This window comes from Arthrobacter sp. SW1, assembly GCF_001766675.1.
Lineage (GTDB): Bacteria > Actinomycetota > Actinomycetes > Actinomycetales > Micrococcaceae > Arthrobacter.
In genome coordinates, this window is sequence record NZ_MJLT01000001.1 from 416,656 (window position 1) to 433,125 (window position 16,470).

Below are 16,470 nucleotides of genomic sequence, written 5' to 3' on the forward strand. Positions count from 1 at the left end.
GCCGAATTCTGGCGGTTTCAGTCTACGGGAGCGTACAACACCAAACAGCGTTGTTCCCCTGAGAGCGGAGCGCCACGCGCCGGGCAGGCTTACGAAGCGCGCATTTCGACGGCGAGCTGTGCTGCGAGTCCGCCTTCCGGCGAGACGACGACGTCGTCAAGGTCCAGCCAGCGGGCCATCAGCCGAAGTTCCGCAGCGAGTTCGCTTGCGGTGTCGTTGGGCGCATCTGCCTCCGCATGGGCAGACTTCACCAGCAGGAGCCTTCCGGCCCGATCCGCTTTGAGGTCCACCCGGGCGGCGATGCTGTCCCGCAGCAGGAAAGGAAGGACGTAGTAGCCGTATTTCCGCTTGGGTGCCGGGGTGTAGATTTCGATCCGGTAATGGAAGCCGAAGAGTTCATGCAGCCTTCGGCGTTCGAAAACCAGGGAATCGAAGGGACTCAGGAGCGCGCGGCCGGAGGCTTTCCGGGGCATGCGCGCTTCCACATGGCGGTACAGTTCACGATCCCAGCCACGCACTGTCACCTTCTCCAGGCGGCCCTGCCTGACGAGCTCGCCGACGGCGAGGGCAGCAGCCTTCACCGGGGTCCGGAAGTAGTCTGCAAAGCAGCGTGCCGTCCCGATCCCGTGGGCCTGCGCCGCGGCATCGATCAGGCGGACGACGGCGGCGGCCCGCGCGTCGCCGTCGCCGTTAGCAGAGCGGTGGTCGGCATCCGGCGCCTGTACCGCAGCTGGAAGGACCCGTGATGTCAGGGTGTAGCGGCGCTCGAACTGCTCCGTCCGCGAAGCCGAGCTGACCAGGCCTTCTTCGAAAAGATGCTCAAGCACCTGCTTGACGAGGTTCCAGTTCCAGCCCCATTGCTCGGTGCGGCGTTCTTCCCGGTGCCTCAGGCGGGCCGTGAGCTGTGCCGCCGTCATCGGCCGTCCCGCCGCGAGGGTGTCCAGGATCCGCACGGCCATGTCTTCCCGCACAGTCCTGTCCAGGTGGCCCGCCCCGACCCAGCCGCGCCGTTGCCATAGAAGGAGGTCCGCGAAATGCTCGGGCCTGATGAAGCTGGCCTCGTGGGCCCAGTACTCCATCATCCGGCGGGGACTGCGCCCGGAAAGCGAGTCGAGCAGTGAACGGTCGTAGCCGCCCAGCCGCGAGAAGAACGGCAGGTAATGGCTGCGCGATAACACGTTTACCGAGTCGATCTGCACCAGCTGCAGGCGGGCAAAGGTCCGGCCCACCGCCCGTGATGTTACGGGACCGGTGGGCCGGACCTTGTCCAGACCCTGGGCTGCCAATGCGATCCGCCGTGCCTGCTTGAGGCTCAGCGAAGCGGCCATGCCAGTCCTTTCGTCAGGGGAAGCTGACCACGCTAGGCGGTGGCTGCCTGGTCATCGGAGCGGTAGGCGTGGATTTTCTCCTCCACCGCTTCGTTGCCGGGTTCGCAGTTCGAGTCCAGGGTGATCACACCGTAGGTCCAACCGCGACGGCGGTAGACCACGGACGGGGTATTGGTTTCCTTATCCACGAAGAGGTAGAAGTTGTGCCCGACAAGCTCCATGTTGTCCACGGCGTCGTCGATGGTCAGCGACGCCGCCGGGAAGACTTTCCGGCGGATCAGCACGGGAGAATCGCCGGCCGGGATGTCGTTGTCGATTTCGTATGGTGAGGCTTCCGCAGCCGCCGGTTCCTGGTGGTTGCTTGCGGATGCATAGATGGGTTCGCTGGTGCTGACAGGTTCGAGGCTTGCCGTTGCTTCACGCACCGCCTTTGGTGTGTGGCGCCCGTGGTGAACCTTCTTCCTGTCCTTCGCCCTGCGCAGCCGCTCCAGGAGCTTGCCGTACGCGAGGTCGAAGGCTGCGAACTTGTCAGCGGCACTGGCTTCGGCCCGGATGACCGGACCCCGCCCCATGACTGTCACTTCCACGGTGAGCTGCCCGGGATTCTGGCGCGGGTTGCTTTCCTTGGAAACCTTGGCGTCCACCCTTTGGATCTTGTCCCCGAGCGATTCGATCTTGGAAATCTTTTCGCCCGCGTACTCGCGGAAGCGATCCGAGACGGTCAGGTTGCGGCCGCTGATCATGAACTCCATGGTGCCCTCCAAATAACTCAGGTGACACGACAACGGCACTGATGGGGGCTTTCTGACGGACAGTCGAGCCCCTTTCCGAGCCGCTATCGACAGGTACATCTGTTCTTGGTACCCATCTCCGACGTTAGTTCATCGTTACCGCTAATTCACCCCTTCGGAGCTTTAAATTTGATTTGAGTCGCGGGAACGCGAAGTGTTTCATTCACACCGGCTTCAGGCCCTCCGGGAGGGCGCGTCGCAGCGAGGACAACGGCGCCGCGGACCAAGCCACCGGCTGCTTCAACGGCCCTGGCGGCCTCGGCGATGGTGGCCCCCGTGGTCAGGACGTCGTCGACAATGATGCAGGCCTTGCCGCGGATCACCTGGCCGCGGCCGGCCCGCACGTGCATCGAGCCCCGGACCCTGCGGGCACGTGCACCCCGGTCCAGGCCCTTCTGGCCCGCGGCCCTGGAGGAACCCTGGCGAAAGGCCTCCCATTCCACCGGACTCCACCGGAAAACGGACGCGGGAACAGCTGCCCGTTTGCGCAGCACGTCGCACAGAATGTGCGGGCCGGTACTCCGCGTCCGTCCCGCCTCCCGTTTCAGGGCGCGGCGCAGCAGCATGAGGACCGGCGTGAATCCGCGACGGCGGTACGCGGCGGCCGTCCCCGGGACAGGAACCAGGCAAACAACGCGTTGGTCCCCCGCAGCGGCGGAAATGCCCCGGGCCAGCATGGCGCCAAGCTGCATGGCGAGGCGGCGCTGCCCCAGCTTCTTGAAGGAGAGCAGCGATTGCGCAAGTTCTTCGCGGTAATGCCCGACGGCAACGACCGGCACCAGGACTGCTCCGTCCACCGTGAGAAGGGCCGGCGCCCTGGCTTCGGCCCGAAACGGCCTGGCACACAGGACGCGGATCCGGCGCGCACAGGCTCCGCACAGCTCCGTGTCCTCCCGTCCGCAGCAGACGCATTCCACGGGTGACAGCAGGGCGAGCAGCTCATTCCAGGCCATGGCCGCTGAGTCGAGGAACCGCGACAGCGGGCGGCGGTAGCCGCCGCGGTGACGGCCGCCTGGCCCAGGCACCACGCCAAGGTCCGGGTCCCGCGCACGCCGGCTGCCGGCGTCGTGCTTCACGGGAAGCTCCGCAGCGGCGGGGCACAAGGAAATAGGTCCATGGCCCAGCCTCCGATGGCGGGCCGCCGCCGCGCCAGCGGGAAACCGGCCTATGTGGATAACACGGGCGGATCCCTAGCCGGGGAAGGCAGGATCCACAGGTCCCTTGAGCTGCAGTTCCCAGCCATTGCCCACGCGTTGGAAGACACCGGCGGCGGACTGGCCGTAAATATCGTCCTGGCCATTACCCGCGCTCAAGCCGGTCAGGCCCGGCCATGCCGGAAGCTGCTGCGGCTGGCCGGTGGACAAGGACACAAGCTCAGGCACGACGTTCCCCGTGGCGGAAGCTTTCATCACCACCACGGTGGTGGAATTCACCCATACCCCATGGTCCACACCGTTGGCTGCCTCAAGGGCAATGGGCGCCGTGAGGTCCTTGGGTGTCCCGTTTGCGTCGCGGACGATGCCGGTCACGTGGACCGAGGTCCGGCCGCGCAGTTCCGAAATGACCAGTGCGCGGGTGCCCTCACGGGAGATCCTGAATTCCTTGACCGCACGGCCGGCCAGCCAACGCGGAGCGAAGGCAACCGAGGTGGGAGGCTTGGTCGCCGATGGTTTGAAGGCCACAACCTGGGTGGCTCCGTTGGCATCGGGTCCCGCGGTCCATACCCAGTCCTGCGGACTGAAGGAGGGGCGGGTCAACGTGCTCCGGGTGGTCAATGGACGCGGATCCTCGCCCGGAAGCATCGAGTACAGGGTGGTTCCCGAGCCGTTGAGGAAAGCCACCGCCTTGGAGACCGGTGATTCCGCAGGGGCCTTCGGCCCGAGCCCCGCCACCGCTTCCATGTCCGGCAAGGGCGACACGCGGTTGTTTTCGTAGCGTGCCAGTTCCCCGTTGCTGACAGCGATCTGGCGCGAAGGAATGCTCTTCTCAAGGACCGGTGGAAGGACAGCTCCCGTGTCCTCCACGCGCACGAGGTCCTGGTCCGCGCGCAATTGCACACTGATCACATCCGGCTGGGTCCTGAAGGTCAGCAGGAGCTGGTTCTGCATGCGCTGCCGGTCTTCGGCGGACGCCTCCACCAGTTCCTTCGCGGACAGGTCCACCTGGGCGGCGCCGGACACCACAGGCACGGATTCGCGCACCAACCGGATCCCGGAGGGGAAAGCGCTGACGACGGCGCCGCGCAGGTATGGTGCCGGACCGGCAAGCAAGGCGCTGGTCATCGCCTTGACTGTCTTCTTCTTGATGAACCAGCGGAAATCCGGAACAGCATAGTTGAAGCTTGGATCGTAGAAATAGATGGGATAGGCGCCGTAAATCACCCGGAAGGTCTGTTCCGGAATGGCCGTGCCGTCCGGCACACCGGAAATGCGCCATTCGCCCTCCACCTTTTCAACGGTGACGGGAATGCTCTCCCGCGTGCCCTCCGGGTAGTGGGTGGCGATGCCATCGGCATCCACAGCGTAGGCGAGGTCGAGTTCGTACTTGAATTCGTTCTCGACGGCGGTGCGGACCACTTCCGCTTTGCGGAACACGAGGGTCCGCTTGTCCGACTTCCAGCGGACGGACAAGGACTGTGTGAGGTACTGCCGGGCCACCGCGTAGTCATCGGCGTATCCGCTGCCGGCGCCATAGAAGTCCTCGATCACCGTTTCCGGGCCGGCTCCTGGCTGCGGCGGTGGCGGGAAGAAGTCCGGAACGTTGAGGTTGCCGGCGCTTTCCTCTTCGCTCTTGCCCACTGGGCCGGAACGCGGAATCTGGGCGCATGAGCTCAGCACGAGCGCCACGCAGGACAGGAGCGCGAGCAGCAGCAAGGGAACGCGACGGAGCTTACGCACGACCGGCCTCCCCCGCCTCGCGGGCGTCCGGGCCTTCGCTTGCGTCCGACTCCGGCGAGCCGGCCGCGGTGGAGGCGCCGCCGTCGTCCGCTGGGCTTTCCTGTGGATCGACAAGCAGCACGTGACGGTCCGCAGCGGTACCCGGCAGGCGCAGGTCATGGGGCTCAAGGTGCAGCGGCGACTTCACGATGGTTCCGCCCTTCTTCAGCGGCAGGGTCAGCCGGAAATTGGACCCCGCGCCCTTCTGGCCCCAAGCTTGGAGCCAGCCGTTGTGCAGCTTGGTGTCCTCGGCGGCGATGGACAGACCGAGGCCGCTGCCGCCGGTGGTGCGGGCACGGGCGGGGTCGGCACGCCAGAAGCGGTCGAAGACGCGGGCCGCTTCCGCAGGGGTCATGCCGATTCCATGGTCGCGGACCGTTACGGCCACCGCCTCGTGGTTCGCCGCCACGCTGATGTGCACCGGCTTGCCCTCACCGTGTTCCACGGCATTCAAGACCAGGTTCCGCAGGATGCGGTCGATCCTGCGGGAGTCCATCTCCACGATGATGCTTTTGTTCCGGGAGGTCAGCCGCAGCTCGGAGCCGTACTCTTCCGCGACCGGAGCGGCGCCTTCGATGACCTGGCCGATCACCTGGAAGATGTCCTGCGGTTCGGCCTCGAGCACGGCCGCTCCGGCGTCGAAGCGCGAGATTTCCAGCAGGTCCGATAGCAGGGACTGGAAGCGTTCCACCTGGTTGTAGAGAAGCTCGGCAGAGCGCCGGTTGATGGGATCGAAGTTCTCCCTCGCATCGAACAGGACCTCCGCGGCCATCCGCACGGTGGTCAGGGGCGTCCGGAGTTCATGCGAGACGTCGGAAACAAAGCGCTGTTGCATCTGCGACAGGGTGGCCAGCTGAGTGATCTGTTCCTGGAGGCTTGCCGCCATGTGGTTGAAGGAGGCACCGAGGCGCGCCACCTCGTCCTCGCCCTTGACCACCATGCGTTCCTGCAGCTGCCCTGCGGCGAGCTTTTCGGAGACGACGGCGGCGTGGCTCACGGGGCTCACGACGTTCCGGGTGACATACCAGGCGATGCCGCCGATCATGATGATCAGCGCCGCACCGCCGGCCCACAGGACGTTTTGGATCTGGTCCAGGGTCTGCTGGGCGTTTTCGAGGTCGTAGAGAAGGTAAAGCTCGTAGACCGTTCCGTTGAAGGTGACTTTGTTCCCGACGGCGATGCCCGGGTGGTCCTGGTTGCCCACCGGGAATTCGGTGGAAGCCCAGTACTGTTCCTTGCCGGATTCCTGCACGGCCTTGCGCAGTTCCGACGGGATGACCCGGACGGTGAGCTGGTCCGAAGCCCGGGACTCCACCCAGCGGTTGCGGGGCTTGTTTTGCTCCGGAAGGGCTTCGAAGACGTAGCGGCGCTGGATGACGGAGCCATTGCCTTCGACGGCGTTGAGGGTGTCATAGACCAGGGTGATCACGCTGGATTGATCGTTGACCTGGGCGCCGTCGAAGGTGTCCTGCACCTGCTTGACGTAGTACCGGCTTTCGGATTCAGCCTGGGTCAGCCGTTCCTGGAAGAGGTTGTTCGCGATCTGGTTGGACAGGTAGGCCCCGACGACGGCGAAGGACACCACGGACAGCACGATGGTCATCATGACCGTGCGGAATTCCAGGGAACGCCGCCATCGGCGCAGCAATGACTTCCAGAGGTAACGCAGTCCCGGCCGGAGATGCCGCAGCGCCGTGACAACCAGTCGCCAGACCCGCAGGCCGAGGATCAGGGCGCGCCTGGTCCAGATGCGGCCCAGCAACATGAGCCGCCGGGCATCCGTCATGCGGGTACCGCCCTGCTTGTGGCTGCCGGGACTTTGCATGTGGCTGCCGGGAGCGTGCCCAGGTTCCGAAGGGTCGCTTCGCTCTTCCGGCGGCGCATCCGACGATGTGGCTCCGGAACCGGCCTTGCCGGAAGGTGACTCAGGATCCCGCTTTGTAACCGACACCACGGACCGTCAGGACAACTTCAGGCGCTTCGGGGTCGCGCTCGATCTTGGAGCGCAGACGCTGGACGTGGACATTGACGAGCCTGGTGTCCGCCGCATGCCGGTACCCCCAGACCTGTTCGAGGAGCAGTTCGCGGGTAAACACCTGCCACGGCTTGCGGGCCAAGGCAACGAGGAGGTCGAACTCGAGGGGCGTGAGCGAGATCCGCTCGCCGCCGCGGGTGACCATGTGCCCGGCGACGTCGATCGTCACGTCGGCGATCCGGAGGGTCTCGGGCGCCTTCTGCTCGCCCGGACGCAGCCGGGCACGGACGCGCGCCACGAGCTCGGCAGGCTTGAAGGGCTTGGGCACGTAATCGTCGGCACCGGATTCGAGGCCGCGGACGACGTCGGAGGTGTCCGACTTGGCTGTCAGCATAACGATGGGGACGTCCGATTCGCCGCGGATCTGCCGGCAGACCTCGATGCCGTCCGAACCGGGGAGCATGAGGTCCAGCAGGACAAGGTCCGGCCGGGAGGAACGGAAAACGTCAAGCGCCTGACCCCCGTCTGCGCAAAATACCGGATCGAAGCCGTCGTTGCGGAGCACGATGCCGATCATTTCGGCCAGTGCTTCGTCGTCGTCAACTACCAGGATGCGTGCCTTCATAGTTATATATTCCCCCATCGAATGGCCATTGTCCCGTTGACGACGGATCACGGCATGGCGCCGCTGCGTTCATGCCCGGCGCACCCGCCGTGGCGCGGGCTATGAGCTGCGACGGCGGAACTATAGGCTGGGCGGACACGGTACTTTGGGGAGGCAAACGTGTCAGAAACAGGACCCGGAGCAGGCGAACCGCCGCAGTGGGGTCAACCGCCCGCCGGCGGTCCGCCGTCGGGCCAACCGTACGGGAGCCAACCGCACTGGGGCCAGCAGCCACAGTGGGGGCAGCCTTACGGAGGCCAGCCGCAGTGGGGCCAGCAAATGCCCGGCTGGCACGCCGCGCCGGGAAACCCTTACGGCCAGCCTCAATACATCGCCCCTCCCAAACCGGGAATCGTCCCCTTGCGCCCCTTGCTGTTCGGCGAAATCCTGGACGGCGCCTTCCAGACCATCCGCAGGAACCCTGCGTCCATGCTCGGCTCCGCCCTGCTCGGCCAATGCATGGTGCTGCTTCTTTCCGCAACACTGGTGGCCGGCAGCATCGGCCTCTTCGTTGCCATGGACGACCTTGACAGCCGCCGCATGGACGACGAAGCGTTTTCCTCCCTCGCGGGGCCGATTCTCAGCCTGTTCGCAGGTGCGCTGGGCGTCACGCTGCTGGCCAGCTTCCTGCTTGCCATCCTGGGCGGCGTCATGGCCGTGCCCGTCTCGCGCTCGGCGCTCAACCGGAAAACCGGTTTCAAACAGATGTGGGCGTTAGTACGCCACCGCCTGCTGGCACTCACCGGGCTGGCCGCTCTGCTGCTCCTGATCCAGGTGCTGCCCTTCGGACTCCTGGCTCTCCTGGCCGTGGCCATTATCACCGCAATGGGGCCCGCGGGGATCCTCATCGTGTTGCCCCTTGGACTGGGCGCCGCTGCCCTGACGCTGTGGCTCTACATCAAGCTGCTCGTCGCGCCTCCAGCCCTGGCCATCGAGGAACTGGGTGTGCTGGAATCCATGCGCCGCTCCTGGTCGCTGACCACTGCCAGTTGGTGGCGGACCTTCGGCATCGTGCTGGTGGCCTGGCTGATCGTCGGGGTGATCGGCCAGGTAGTCCAGTTCCCCCTCGGTATCGCCTCCGGTGGAATCAGCGCGGTGGTATCTCCCCATGCGTCACCTGAACAGGACATCACTACGTTCCTCGTGCTGACCATCGTTTCCATGGTGGTCGCTGCGTTGATCGCAGCCGTGGGCTTCGCGTTCCAGACAGCGATCTCCGCCTTGCTCTATGTGGACATGCGGATGCGCCGGGACGGCCTGGACGTGGAACTCCTGCGGATGCTCGAGACAGGCAGCGATCCCGACGGCGTGCCCGGCCGCGGCCACTCCGCCCGGCCCGGTAACTGGCCGGGAAACTCCGCCAACGGATATCCGACGGCATGACGGCGCTCTCCGCCATGGCCGCAGTCCTGGCCGCCGACGTCCCGGTCGACCCGGACCGGAACGAGGCCCGGCGCTGGGCGATCGAGGAACTGGCCAAACCGCAATATGCCGCAGCACAGCCAAACTGGCTCGAACAACTGCTCGACGACTTCCTGGAGTGGCTCGGCTCGCTCAACGGCGACATCCCCGGCCCTGCTCCGGACTGGACCTGGCCGCTGCTCGTTTCGCTCGCCGTCGTCCTGCTGATTGTGGCGGTCATCGTGGTCCGGCCGCGGCTGAACGCCGCCCGTAAGCAGGCCTCCGCGGCGGTTTTCGATGCGGAATCCAACGTCGACGCCGGTACCTTCCGCAAGCGGGCGGCCGCCGCGGCCGCGCGGGGTGACTGGAGCACCGCCGTCGTCGAACAATTCCGTGCCATAGTGCGCTCGGCGGAGGACCGCACGGTGCTCGACCCGCAGGCCGGCCGCACCGCGGACGAAGCGGCCGCCCAACTTGCCCGTGCATTCAGCGGAAGCCAAGACCGCCTGGAAACGGCTGCGGCCTTGTTTGACGCCGTCAAGTACGGCCGCGCCGCCTCGGGCCCGGAGCAGTACGAAAGCCTCAAGAGCCTGGACGCGGAGCTGTCAACGCTCAAACCCGACTACCTCGGCGACCCCGGGCACAGGCTGGCGGTGCCGAAATGACGGCGCTCGAACAGCAGGCCGCGCACACGGATGCAGGCGACGCAGCACCCCGGCAAAGCTTCCTGCGACGCCACCTCGTATGGATCGTCATCGGCTCGATCGTGGCCCTGACACTCGCCTATGTGATCATCTCGCGGCTTGCCTCGGACCCCGATGAACGCGTGCTGTCGCCGGGGAACCCGGCTCCCGCAGGCGCGATGGCTGTGGCCGAAATCCTCCGGACACAGGGCGTAGACGTCTCCGAGCCCGGCTCCTTCGAAGAAGCCCTGGCCATGCTGGATGCCAAGGACGGCACAGCGACGCTGCTCCTGTACGACCGCAACGGCTACCTCGGCGACGAACAGCTCCGCCGATTGCGCGGTGCCGCAGGCCGCACCGTGGTGGTCAGCCCGGCGAGACGCACCCTCCGGGCCCTCGACAGCGGCGGACTCCGCAACGCCGGCGTGGTCCCCGAAGGCAAAGGGGTACTGGAGCCCGGCTGCGAGGTGGACGATCCCCGCATCGCCGGCAACGTGTCAGTCAAGAAGGGCCAGCTCTACACCGGCGACGGAAATATCTGCTACCGGGTGGAAACCGGAGGCGGACTGTACGCGGCTGCCGGCAACGGCCGGGTGGTGGTCCTCGGAAGCCCCGATTTGCTCAGCAATGACCTCCTGGATGACCGGGGCAATGCGGCGCTGGCGCTCCGCACACTGGGAACCTCCCCCGATCTGGTCTGGTACCTGCCCGGGCTCGGCGACGTGCCACCGGACAGGAACCCCGCCACCTTGGATGAGCTTGCTCCGCCGTGGGTTGCCTTCCTGGGCCCCTGGCTCCTGCTCATCGCCGTCCTGGCGGTGCTGTGGCGCGGGCGCCGGCTTGGCCCGCTCGTATTCGAGCCCCTGCCCGTGGTGGTGAAGGCCGCCGAAACCGCGGAAGGGCGCGCCCGCCTCTACCAGGATTCCCGCGCCTTGGACCGCGCAGCTGCCAACCTGCATGCCGGAACCGCCGTCCGCCTCGCGAGGGTCTTCCGGTTAGGGCCGGAAGCCGGCATCGGTGCGCTGGTGGACGCAGTCTCGCGAAAGACGGGCCGCCCGCCCGTGGAAGTACGGAACATCTTCGACCACCGCCCGGATTCGCAGTCCGGCCTGGTGCAGTGGGCACAGACTTTGGAACAACTCGAGCAGGAGGCATCAGCCCGGTGAACAACAACATGGAGCCGAACATGCGGTGGGAAGGTTACACCGGAATGAATCCCTCTTACGACGGCGGAGCGCCGCCGTCGCCCGCCGGTCCGGTCGCGGGATACCCGGGTGGGGTCCCCTCAGCCGGTGCAGCAGTCCCGCCGCAGGCGCCCGCTGCGGCAGCACCTGCCGCAAGTCCGGCTTCCGGCGACCCGGCCCGCCAGGCACTCCTGGACGTGCGGCAGGAAGTCGGCAAGGCCGTCGTCGGGCAGGATTCCACGGTGACTGGCATGCTGATCGCGTTGCTCTGCGGCGGGCACGTACTGCTGGAAGGCGTTCCCGGCGTCGCGAAAACCCTGCTGGTCCGCGCACTGTCCAAGGCCCTGAGCCTTGACACCAAACGCGTGCAGTTCACCCCGGACCTCATGCCCGGCGATGTCACCGGCTCCCTGGTCTACGATTCCCACACCTCGGAGTTCACCTTCCGCGAGGGGCCGGTGTTTACGAACATCCTGCTGGCGGACGAAATCAACCGCACGCCGCCCAAGACTCAGGCCTCGTTGCTGGAAGCCATGGAGGAGCGGCAGGTCTCGGCCGACGGCGTATCCCGTCCGCTTCCTGCGCCGTTCATCGTGGCCGCCACGCAGAACCCGGTGGAGTACGAAGGCACCTATCCCCTGCCCGAAGCCCAGCTGGACCGCTTCCTGCTCAAGCTCACCATGCCGCTGCCCGCGCGCGACGAGGAAATCGAAGTCATCAGACGGCATGCCGAAGGCTTTGATCCTCGGAACCTGGTGGCCGCCGGCGTCAACGCGGTGGCCGGCGGCAGCGAACTGGACAGCGCCCGGGACAAGGTCGCAGCGGTGCGGGTGGCCCCGGAAATCCTGGCTTACATCGTGGACGTGGTCCGCGCGACCCGGGCGGCGCCGTCGTTCCAGCTCGGCGTTTCTCCTCGTGGTGCCACGGCGCTGCTCAACACCTCGAAGGCCTGGGCCTGGCTCTCCGGACGGGACTTCGTCACCCCCGACGACGTCAAGGCCCTCGCCTTGCCCTGCCTGCGGCACCGGGTGGGCCTGCGGCCGGAAGCCCAGATGGACGGCGTGCAGGTCGATGACGTCCTCGGCAGCATCCTCGCGTCCGTCCCCGTGCCCCGCTGATGACCATCACCGGAAGACTGGTGCTGCTGGCGGCAGCCGCGCTGGTGCCGATGCTGCTGTTTCCCTCGTGGGCGACGGCGGGACTGCTGTGCGCGGGCTTGATCGCGCTGGCGGTACTTGACGCCGTGCTGGCCGCCTCGCCACGCAAGGTCGCCATCGAGCGGCAGCAGGCCGCCAATGTCACGCTGCACTCCGGCGCCGAGAGCCGCCTCCTGCTGACGAACAACAACGGCCGGGCCCTCCGTGCACTGGTTCGGGACGCATGGCAGCCTTCCGCCGGGGCGGTGGATCCGGTCCAGAGGATGACCGTGCCCGCCGGCGAGCGGCGCCGCATGACGGTGCGGCTCGTCCCGACACGCAGGGGGGATCTCACCGCACCGCATGTCACCGTGCGTTCTTTCGGCCCCCTCGGCCTGGCCGCGCGCCAGCGTACCCTCCCGGTTCCGGGCAGCCTCCGGGTCCTGCCGCCCTTCCATTCGAAGCGGCACCTGCCCTCGAAGCTCCGCAAGCTGCGCGAGCTGGACGGCAAGGCGGCCGTGCAGATCCGCGGCGCGGGAACCGAATTCGATTCCCTGCGCGACTACGTCCGCGGCGACGATGTCCGCTCCATCGACTGGCGCGCCACCGCCCGGCGCACCGCCGTCGTCGTCCGTACCTGGCGGCCCGAACGCGACCGGCGCGTCGTCATCGTCCTGGACACCTCCCGCACCGCCGCCGCAAGGATCGGGGATGAGCCCCGGCTCGACACCGGAATAGAGGCGGCCCTGCTGCTCGCAGTGCTCGCCGAACGCGGAGGCGACCGGGTGGACTTCCTCGCCTTCGACCGGCGGGTCCGCGGCCGGGTCGATTCCGCGTCGAAGGGAACCCTGCTCGGCAGGCTGGTCCAGGCCATGGCGCCCCTGGAAGCGGAACTGATCGAGATGGACTGGAGCCAGGTGCCGGCCCAGGTACGGGCGGTTTCCGCGCACCGATCGCTGGTGGTGCTGCTGACGTCCCTGGACAGCGGCGTCCCCGAAGACACCCTCATTCCCACCGTGGAGCAACTGTCCCTGCAGCATGTGGTGGTGGTCGGGGCGGTGCGGGACCCGCTGCTGGGCGCCATGGCCGCGGAGCGGACGACGGCGAGCCAGGTCTTCCGCGCGGCAGCGGCCGAACGTGCCCTGCTGGACCGGGCCGCAGTAGCTGCACAGTTGAAACAGTCGGGAGCCGAGGTGGTGGATGCGGAACCGCTGGACCTGCCGCCCAAGCTCGCAGACGCATACATCCGGTTGAAGGCAGCAGGCAGGCTATGAACACCCCCATTTACGAACAAGCGCTCGGCGCCGATTTCCGCCGGCTCCAGCCCGAGCTCCAGGACTATTTCTCCTTGGCCCCGGGTTCCGGTTCCTACGGCATCGGTGAGGGCGTGTTCGAGCTGGTGGGCTGCCGCCAACGCTGGCTGCGGCCGTTCCTTTCGTTAATGGGCAGCGAGGAAGCGCTGTTTCCCGAGTACGGCGAAATGGTCCCGTTCCGGATCGAAAACCACGCGCACCTGGATCCCTTCGGCCGTTCCAGCCTGACCGCGCGGCGCGAAATCCGCTTCCCCGGACGCACCCGGCTCTTCCACGACACCACCTCCGCCGTGCCGGACAACGGCCGCGTCCGTCTGGTCGATTATCTCGGGAAGCACCGGCGCCTGGCCACGGACCTCCGGCTTGAGGTCACCGCGGAAGGCCGGCTGCGCGGAATTTCCGCGGCGAGCCGGGCATTCTTGGGACCGCTGCGGCTTGCCGTTCCGGCCCTGTTGGACGCCAACGCCTACGCAGAGCAATGGTGGGACGCGGGAGCGGGCAAGCACCGGATCCAGGTGAAGGTCCTGCAGAAGCAGGCCGGCCTCGTCCTCGTCTACGCGGGGTACTTCGACTACCGCCTGGCTCCCCTGCTTTCGCTGCCCGGGGCACCCGCGGAAGGGGCCGCCGTCGGGCTCCCCCGCTACGCGGAACCGGAGCGCTGGGAACCGCGCGTTTAGGCGGGTTCCCGAAAAGCTAGCCGAGCGCCAGCTGGTTGAGCCCGTCCGCGAGCTTCGTCAGCCGCGTGAGCACGTCCTTCGCCGCGGCGGGGCTGTGCCCGGCAAGGCCGGCGGACGGTGTCACCCGCAACGTTTCGAGGGACGACGCCGGCAGGCCCAGTTGGTGCCACGGCCGCCAGACCGTCTCCACCAGTTCCGAGGTGCGCGGCACGGGGCCTCCGTTTGCCGGCAGGGCACCGGCCCAGAGACGTTTGCCGGACTCAACCGCTCCGGCCAATTGCTCCCATTGCCTGGTGGTCAGGGCCTTCAGGGGCACGGCCACGCCGTCCGCACCGGCGGCCAGCACCTGTGCGATGGGAGCCTCGATCTCGGGCACGGAAATCACCGTTTCCGCGACGCCGGCTGCCCGCAGCGCATCCACCACCCGGCGCCAGGCCGCGGTGGCTTCATCCTGCGGTACGGCGCGCAGGGTACGGTAACCGCTCGCCGTCGGGATGGTCCCGGCAAGGACCGCCGCGATGTCCGGCTCATCGAGTTGGACCACGACGGCGGCGCCGGGCACCGCGGCCCGGATCCGTTCGATATGGTCCGCGACGCCGGCTGCCAGGGAATCGGCGACGTCCCGCCGGGCGCCGTAATCCAGCAGGGACCGCTCACCGTTGTGCAGGTACAGGTTCGCGGCGAGGCTGAGCGGGCCGACGAGCTGGATTTTGACGGCGTCGGCGGAGCTGTCTTCCGCGCCGGCGACATCCGCCAGGACGTTGATGTCCGTAGCGAGGGCGGAACGGGCGCGTTGCTGGTCTTTCCCCGGGCGGTCCACCAGTCGCCAACCGTGCGGCTGCACGTCCACGGCGAGTTCGGCCAGGAGGCCTGCCGTGCGGCCCACGGCATCGGCGCCGACGCCCCGGTCCGGAAGCTCGGCGAGGAAGGGAAGGTGCGGGCTGCCCAGTTCACCGCGGATGGTGCGGGCGGCTTCCAGCGGATCGGTGCCGGGCCAGGGCCCCAGGGCGGTTGCGGTCACCTGGGTCGACGGAACTCCGGCCATCGGGTGTCCTGCCACGGTTTAGTCCTGCTTGGCCTGGTGGTCTTCGGCAATGGCTTCGTGGTGGCGGATCACTTCGCTGATGATGAAGTTCAGGAACTTTTCGGCGAAGGCCGGATCGAGGTGCGCTTCCTCGGCGAGGCGGCGCAGGCGCGCGATCTGGGCTGCCTCCCGCCCGGGGTCCCCCGCCGGAAGCTTATGCGTGGCCTTGAGGACGCCCACCTTCTGCGTGGCCTTGAAGCGTTCGGCCAGGAGGAACACGAGCGTGGCGTCGATGTTGTCGATGCTGGAGCGGATGGACAGCAGCTCATCCATGACCGAAGGATCCACCTGGCCGGCAAGGGAGCTTGCGGAAGGATCGAAGGATTCGGTGGTCTCGGAGACGTCCTCGGAAAGGGTGTCTTCGGAAATGGCATGCGTCGGCTCGGTCATTCCCCCAGTCTATGTTCTGTGCAGAACGGTTCGCCGGTGTTACCCCGTGCCGGAATGCTGTCCAAGGGCGGCCGCGCCGGAGCAGAATGGGGCGCATGAGAATCGGAGTCCTCGGAACAGGAATGGTGGGCCACGCGCTCGCCGGGAAGCTCGTGGAGCTGGGCCACGAAGTGATGATGGGTTCCCGCGAGGCGGGAAATCCCAAGGGCACGGAGTGGGCTGCCGCGGCGGGACCCGGAGCGTCCTCGGGATCCTTCGCGCAGGCCGCAGACATGGCGGATCTGGTCATCAACGCCACGCCGGGCACAGTGTCCCTGGCCGCACTCAACGAAGCCGGCGAAGGCAGGCTTGAGGGCAAAGTGCTCCTGGACGTCTCCAATCCTTTGGACCACTCGGCCGGGTTTCCGCCGTCGTTGTCCGTCTGCAACACGGACAGCATCGCCGAAACCATCCAGCGCACCTTCCCCCGGGCCCGTGTGGTCAAGTCCCTGAACACGATGAGCGCGCCCGTGATGGTGGACCCCCAACGACTGGCCGGCGGTGAACACGAGGTCTTCCTGGCCGGCAACGACACCGAGGCCAAGGCAGTGGTGCACGGGCTGTTGGAGTCCTTCGGCTGGAGCCCCGGACGGATCCGCGACCTCGGCGGCCTGGATGCCGCCCGCGGGATGGAAATGTGGCTTCCCTTGTGGCTGCGGCTCTACATGCAGCAGCCACAAGGGAAGATGTTCAACCTGGCGATCGTCTCGGAGGACTGACGCGTTCGACGGCGGTCAGCTCGACGACGGGTTCTGGCGCCCGGCATACCGCGATCCGACGGCGGCCAGGTCGGCATGCCGTGATCCGGCAGCGTGCGTAAAAGGGGCCCCGCGCCCTCGGCAGGGCAATTAGCTGCCGAAAGGCGCGGG

At 67.2% G+C, this 16,470-nt stretch carries 15 protein-coding genes; 7 read left to right on the top strand and 8 right to left on the bottom strand.

Annotation, left to right across the window (positions count from 1 at the left end):
• Positions 1–89: 89 nt before the first annotated feature.
• From BIU82_RS01980 to mtrA, 6 genes are all read right to left on the bottom strand, one after another.
• Entirely contained in the window at positions 90–1,328 is a 1,239-nt protein-coding gene (locus BIU82_RS01980; RefSeq protein WP_070347758.1) for a crosslink repair DNA glycosylase YcaQ family protein, read from the bottom strand.
• Positions 1,329–1,360: 32 nt separating this feature from the next.
• Positions 1,361–2,080, bottom strand: a complete 720-nt coding sequence (raiA, locus tag BIU82_RS01985) for a ribosome-associated translation inhibitor RaiA (protein WP_070347759.1) — start codon at positions 2,078–2,080, stop codon at positions 1,361–1,363.
• Between the two features lie 146 nt (positions 2,081–2,226).
• Positions 2,227–3,195, bottom strand: coding sequence for a phosphoribosyltransferase family protein (locus BIU82_RS01990; protein ID WP_070347760.1), 969 nt, complete (start codon positions 3,193–3,195; stop codon positions 2,227–2,229).
• Between the two features lie 114 nt (positions 3,196–3,309).
• A complete protein-coding gene (locus BIU82_RS01995) occupies positions 3,310–5,016 on the bottom strand; it encodes an LpqB family beta-propeller domain-containing protein (RefSeq protein ID WP_171906471.1) in 1,707 nt (568 codons plus the stop codon).
• Positions 5,009–6,841: an MtrAB system histidine kinase MtrB gene (mtrB, locus tag BIU82_RS02000; protein ID WP_070347992.1), complete on the bottom strand. Its 1,833-nt coding sequence runs from the start codon at positions 6,839–6,841 to the stop codon at positions 5,009–5,011. Before mtrB ends, BIU82_RS01995 begins: the two co-directional genes overlap by 8 nt.
• Before the next feature lie 139 nt (positions 6,842–6,980).
• Positions 6,981–7,655: an MtrAB system response regulator MtrA gene (gene mtrA, locus BIU82_RS02005; RefSeq protein WP_070347762.1), complete on the bottom strand. Its 675-nt coding sequence runs from the start codon at positions 7,653–7,655 to the stop codon at positions 6,981–6,983.
• A 318-nt stretch (positions 7,656–7,973) separates the two neighbouring features.
• Between mtrA and BIU82_RS02010 the strand changes: the two genes are divergently transcribed.
• Genes BIU82_RS02010 through BIU82_RS02035 form a run of 6 tightly spaced genes read left to right on the top strand, consistent with a single transcriptional unit; the run spans position 7,974 to position 14,088 of the window.
• Complete coding sequence (locus BIU82_RS02010) at positions 7,974–9,077, top strand: hypothetical protein (protein WP_253182642.1); 1,104 nt, start codon at positions 7,974–7,976, stop codon at positions 9,075–9,077.
• Entirely contained in the window at positions 9,074–9,760 is a 687-nt protein-coding gene (locus BIU82_RS02015; RefSeq protein ID WP_070347763.1) for a DUF4129 domain-containing protein, read from the top strand. The genes BIU82_RS02010 and BIU82_RS02015 overlap by 4 nt, the downstream gene beginning before the upstream one ends.
• Entirely contained in the window at positions 9,757–10,944 is a 1,188-nt protein-coding gene (locus BIU82_RS02020; RefSeq protein WP_070347764.1) for a DUF4350 domain-containing protein, read from the top strand. The genes BIU82_RS02015 and BIU82_RS02020 overlap by 4 nt, the downstream gene beginning before the upstream one ends.
• 44 nt (positions 10,945–10,988) lie before the next feature.
• Entirely contained in the window at positions 10,989–12,080 is a 1,092-nt protein-coding gene (locus BIU82_RS02025; protein WP_070347994.1) for a MoxR family ATPase, read from the top strand.
• The gene (locus BIU82_RS02030; protein WP_070347765.1) at positions 12,080–13,372 is read left to right on the top strand and encodes a DUF58 domain-containing protein; all 1,293 of its coding nucleotides are present in this window, start codon (positions 12,080–12,082) and stop codon (positions 13,370–13,372) included. Before BIU82_RS02025 ends, BIU82_RS02030 begins: the two co-directional genes overlap by 1 nt.
• On the top strand, positions 13,369–14,088 hold the full coding sequence (locus tag BIU82_RS02035) for a DUF4166 domain-containing protein (protein WP_070347766.1): 720 nt from the start codon (positions 13,369–13,371) through the stop codon (positions 14,086–14,088). Before BIU82_RS02030 ends, BIU82_RS02035 begins: the two co-directional genes overlap by 4 nt.
• A gap of 16 nt (positions 14,089–14,104) precedes the next feature.
• Here BIU82_RS02035 and BIU82_RS02040 read toward each other — a convergent pair whose 3' ends face one another.
• On the bottom strand, positions 14,105–15,133 hold the full coding sequence (locus BIU82_RS02040; RefSeq protein ID WP_070347767.1) for a hypothetical protein: 1,029 nt from the start codon (positions 15,131–15,133) through the stop codon (positions 14,105–14,107).
• A gap of 18 nt (positions 15,134–15,151) precedes the next feature.
• Positions 15,152–15,562 carry a chorismate mutase gene (locus BIU82_RS02045; protein WP_070347768.1) on the bottom strand — a complete coding sequence of 137 codons (411 nt, stop codon included), beginning with the start codon at positions 15,560–15,562 and terminating at the stop codon, positions 15,152–15,154.
• A gap of 95 nt (positions 15,563–15,657) precedes the next feature.
• Between BIU82_RS02045 and BIU82_RS02050 the strand changes: the two genes are divergently transcribed.
• Positions 15,658–16,320 (top strand): NAD(P)-binding domain-containing protein, encoded by a 663-nt coding sequence (locus BIU82_RS02050; RefSeq protein ID WP_070347769.1) that lies wholly within the window; start codon positions 15,658–15,660, stop codon positions 16,318–16,320.
• The last annotated feature ends 150 nt before the right edge of the window (positions 16,321–16,470 follow it).

Coding starts and splice junctions, on each gene's coding strand:
- BIU82_RS02030 (WP_070347765.1), top strand. CDS start 12,080: ATGACCATCACCGGAAGACTGGTGCTGCTGGCGGCAGCCGCGCTGGTG.
- BIU82_RS01980 (WP_070347758.1), bottom strand. CDS start 1,328: ATGGCCGCTTCGCTGAGCCTCAAGCAGGCACGGCGGATCGCATTGGCA.
- BIU82_RS02025 (WP_070347994.1), top strand. CDS start 10,989: ATGAATCCCTCTTACGACGGCGGAGCGCCGCCGTCGCCCGCCGGTCCG.
- mtrA (WP_070347762.1), bottom strand. CDS start 7,655: ATGAAGGCACGCATCCTGGTAGTTGACGACGACGAAGCACTGGCCGAA.
- raiA (WP_070347759.1), bottom strand. CDS start 2,080: ATGGAGTTCATGATCAGCGGCCGCAACCTGACCGTCTCGGATCGCTTC.
- BIU82_RS02015 (WP_070347763.1), top strand. CDS start 9,074: ATGACGGCGCTCTCCGCCATGGCCGCAGTCCTGGCCGCCGACGTCCCG.
- BIU82_RS02045 (WP_070347768.1), bottom strand. CDS start 15,562: ATGACCGAGCCGACGCATGCCATTTCCGAAGACACCCTTTCCGAGGAC.
- BIU82_RS02010 (WP_253182642.1), top strand. CDS start 7,974: ATGCCCGGCTGGCACGCCGCGCCGGGAAACCCTTACGGCCAGCCTCAA.
- BIU82_RS02035 (WP_070347766.1), top strand. CDS start 13,369: ATGAACACCCCCATTTACGAACAAGCGCTCGGCGCCGATTTCCGCCGG.
- BIU82_RS02020 (WP_070347764.1), top strand. CDS start 9,757: ATGACGGCGCTCGAACAGCAGGCCGCGCACACGGATGCAGGCGACGCA.
- BIU82_RS02040 (WP_070347767.1), bottom strand. CDS start 15,133: ATGGCCGGAGTTCCGTCGACCCAGGTGACCGCAACCGCCCTGGGGCCC.
- BIU82_RS02050 (WP_070347769.1), top strand. CDS start 15,658: ATGAGAATCGGAGTCCTCGGAACAGGAATGGTGGGCCACGCGCTCGCC.
- mtrB (WP_070347992.1), bottom strand. CDS start 6,841: ATGACGGATGCCCGGCGGCTCATGTTGCTGGGCCGCATCTGGACCAGG.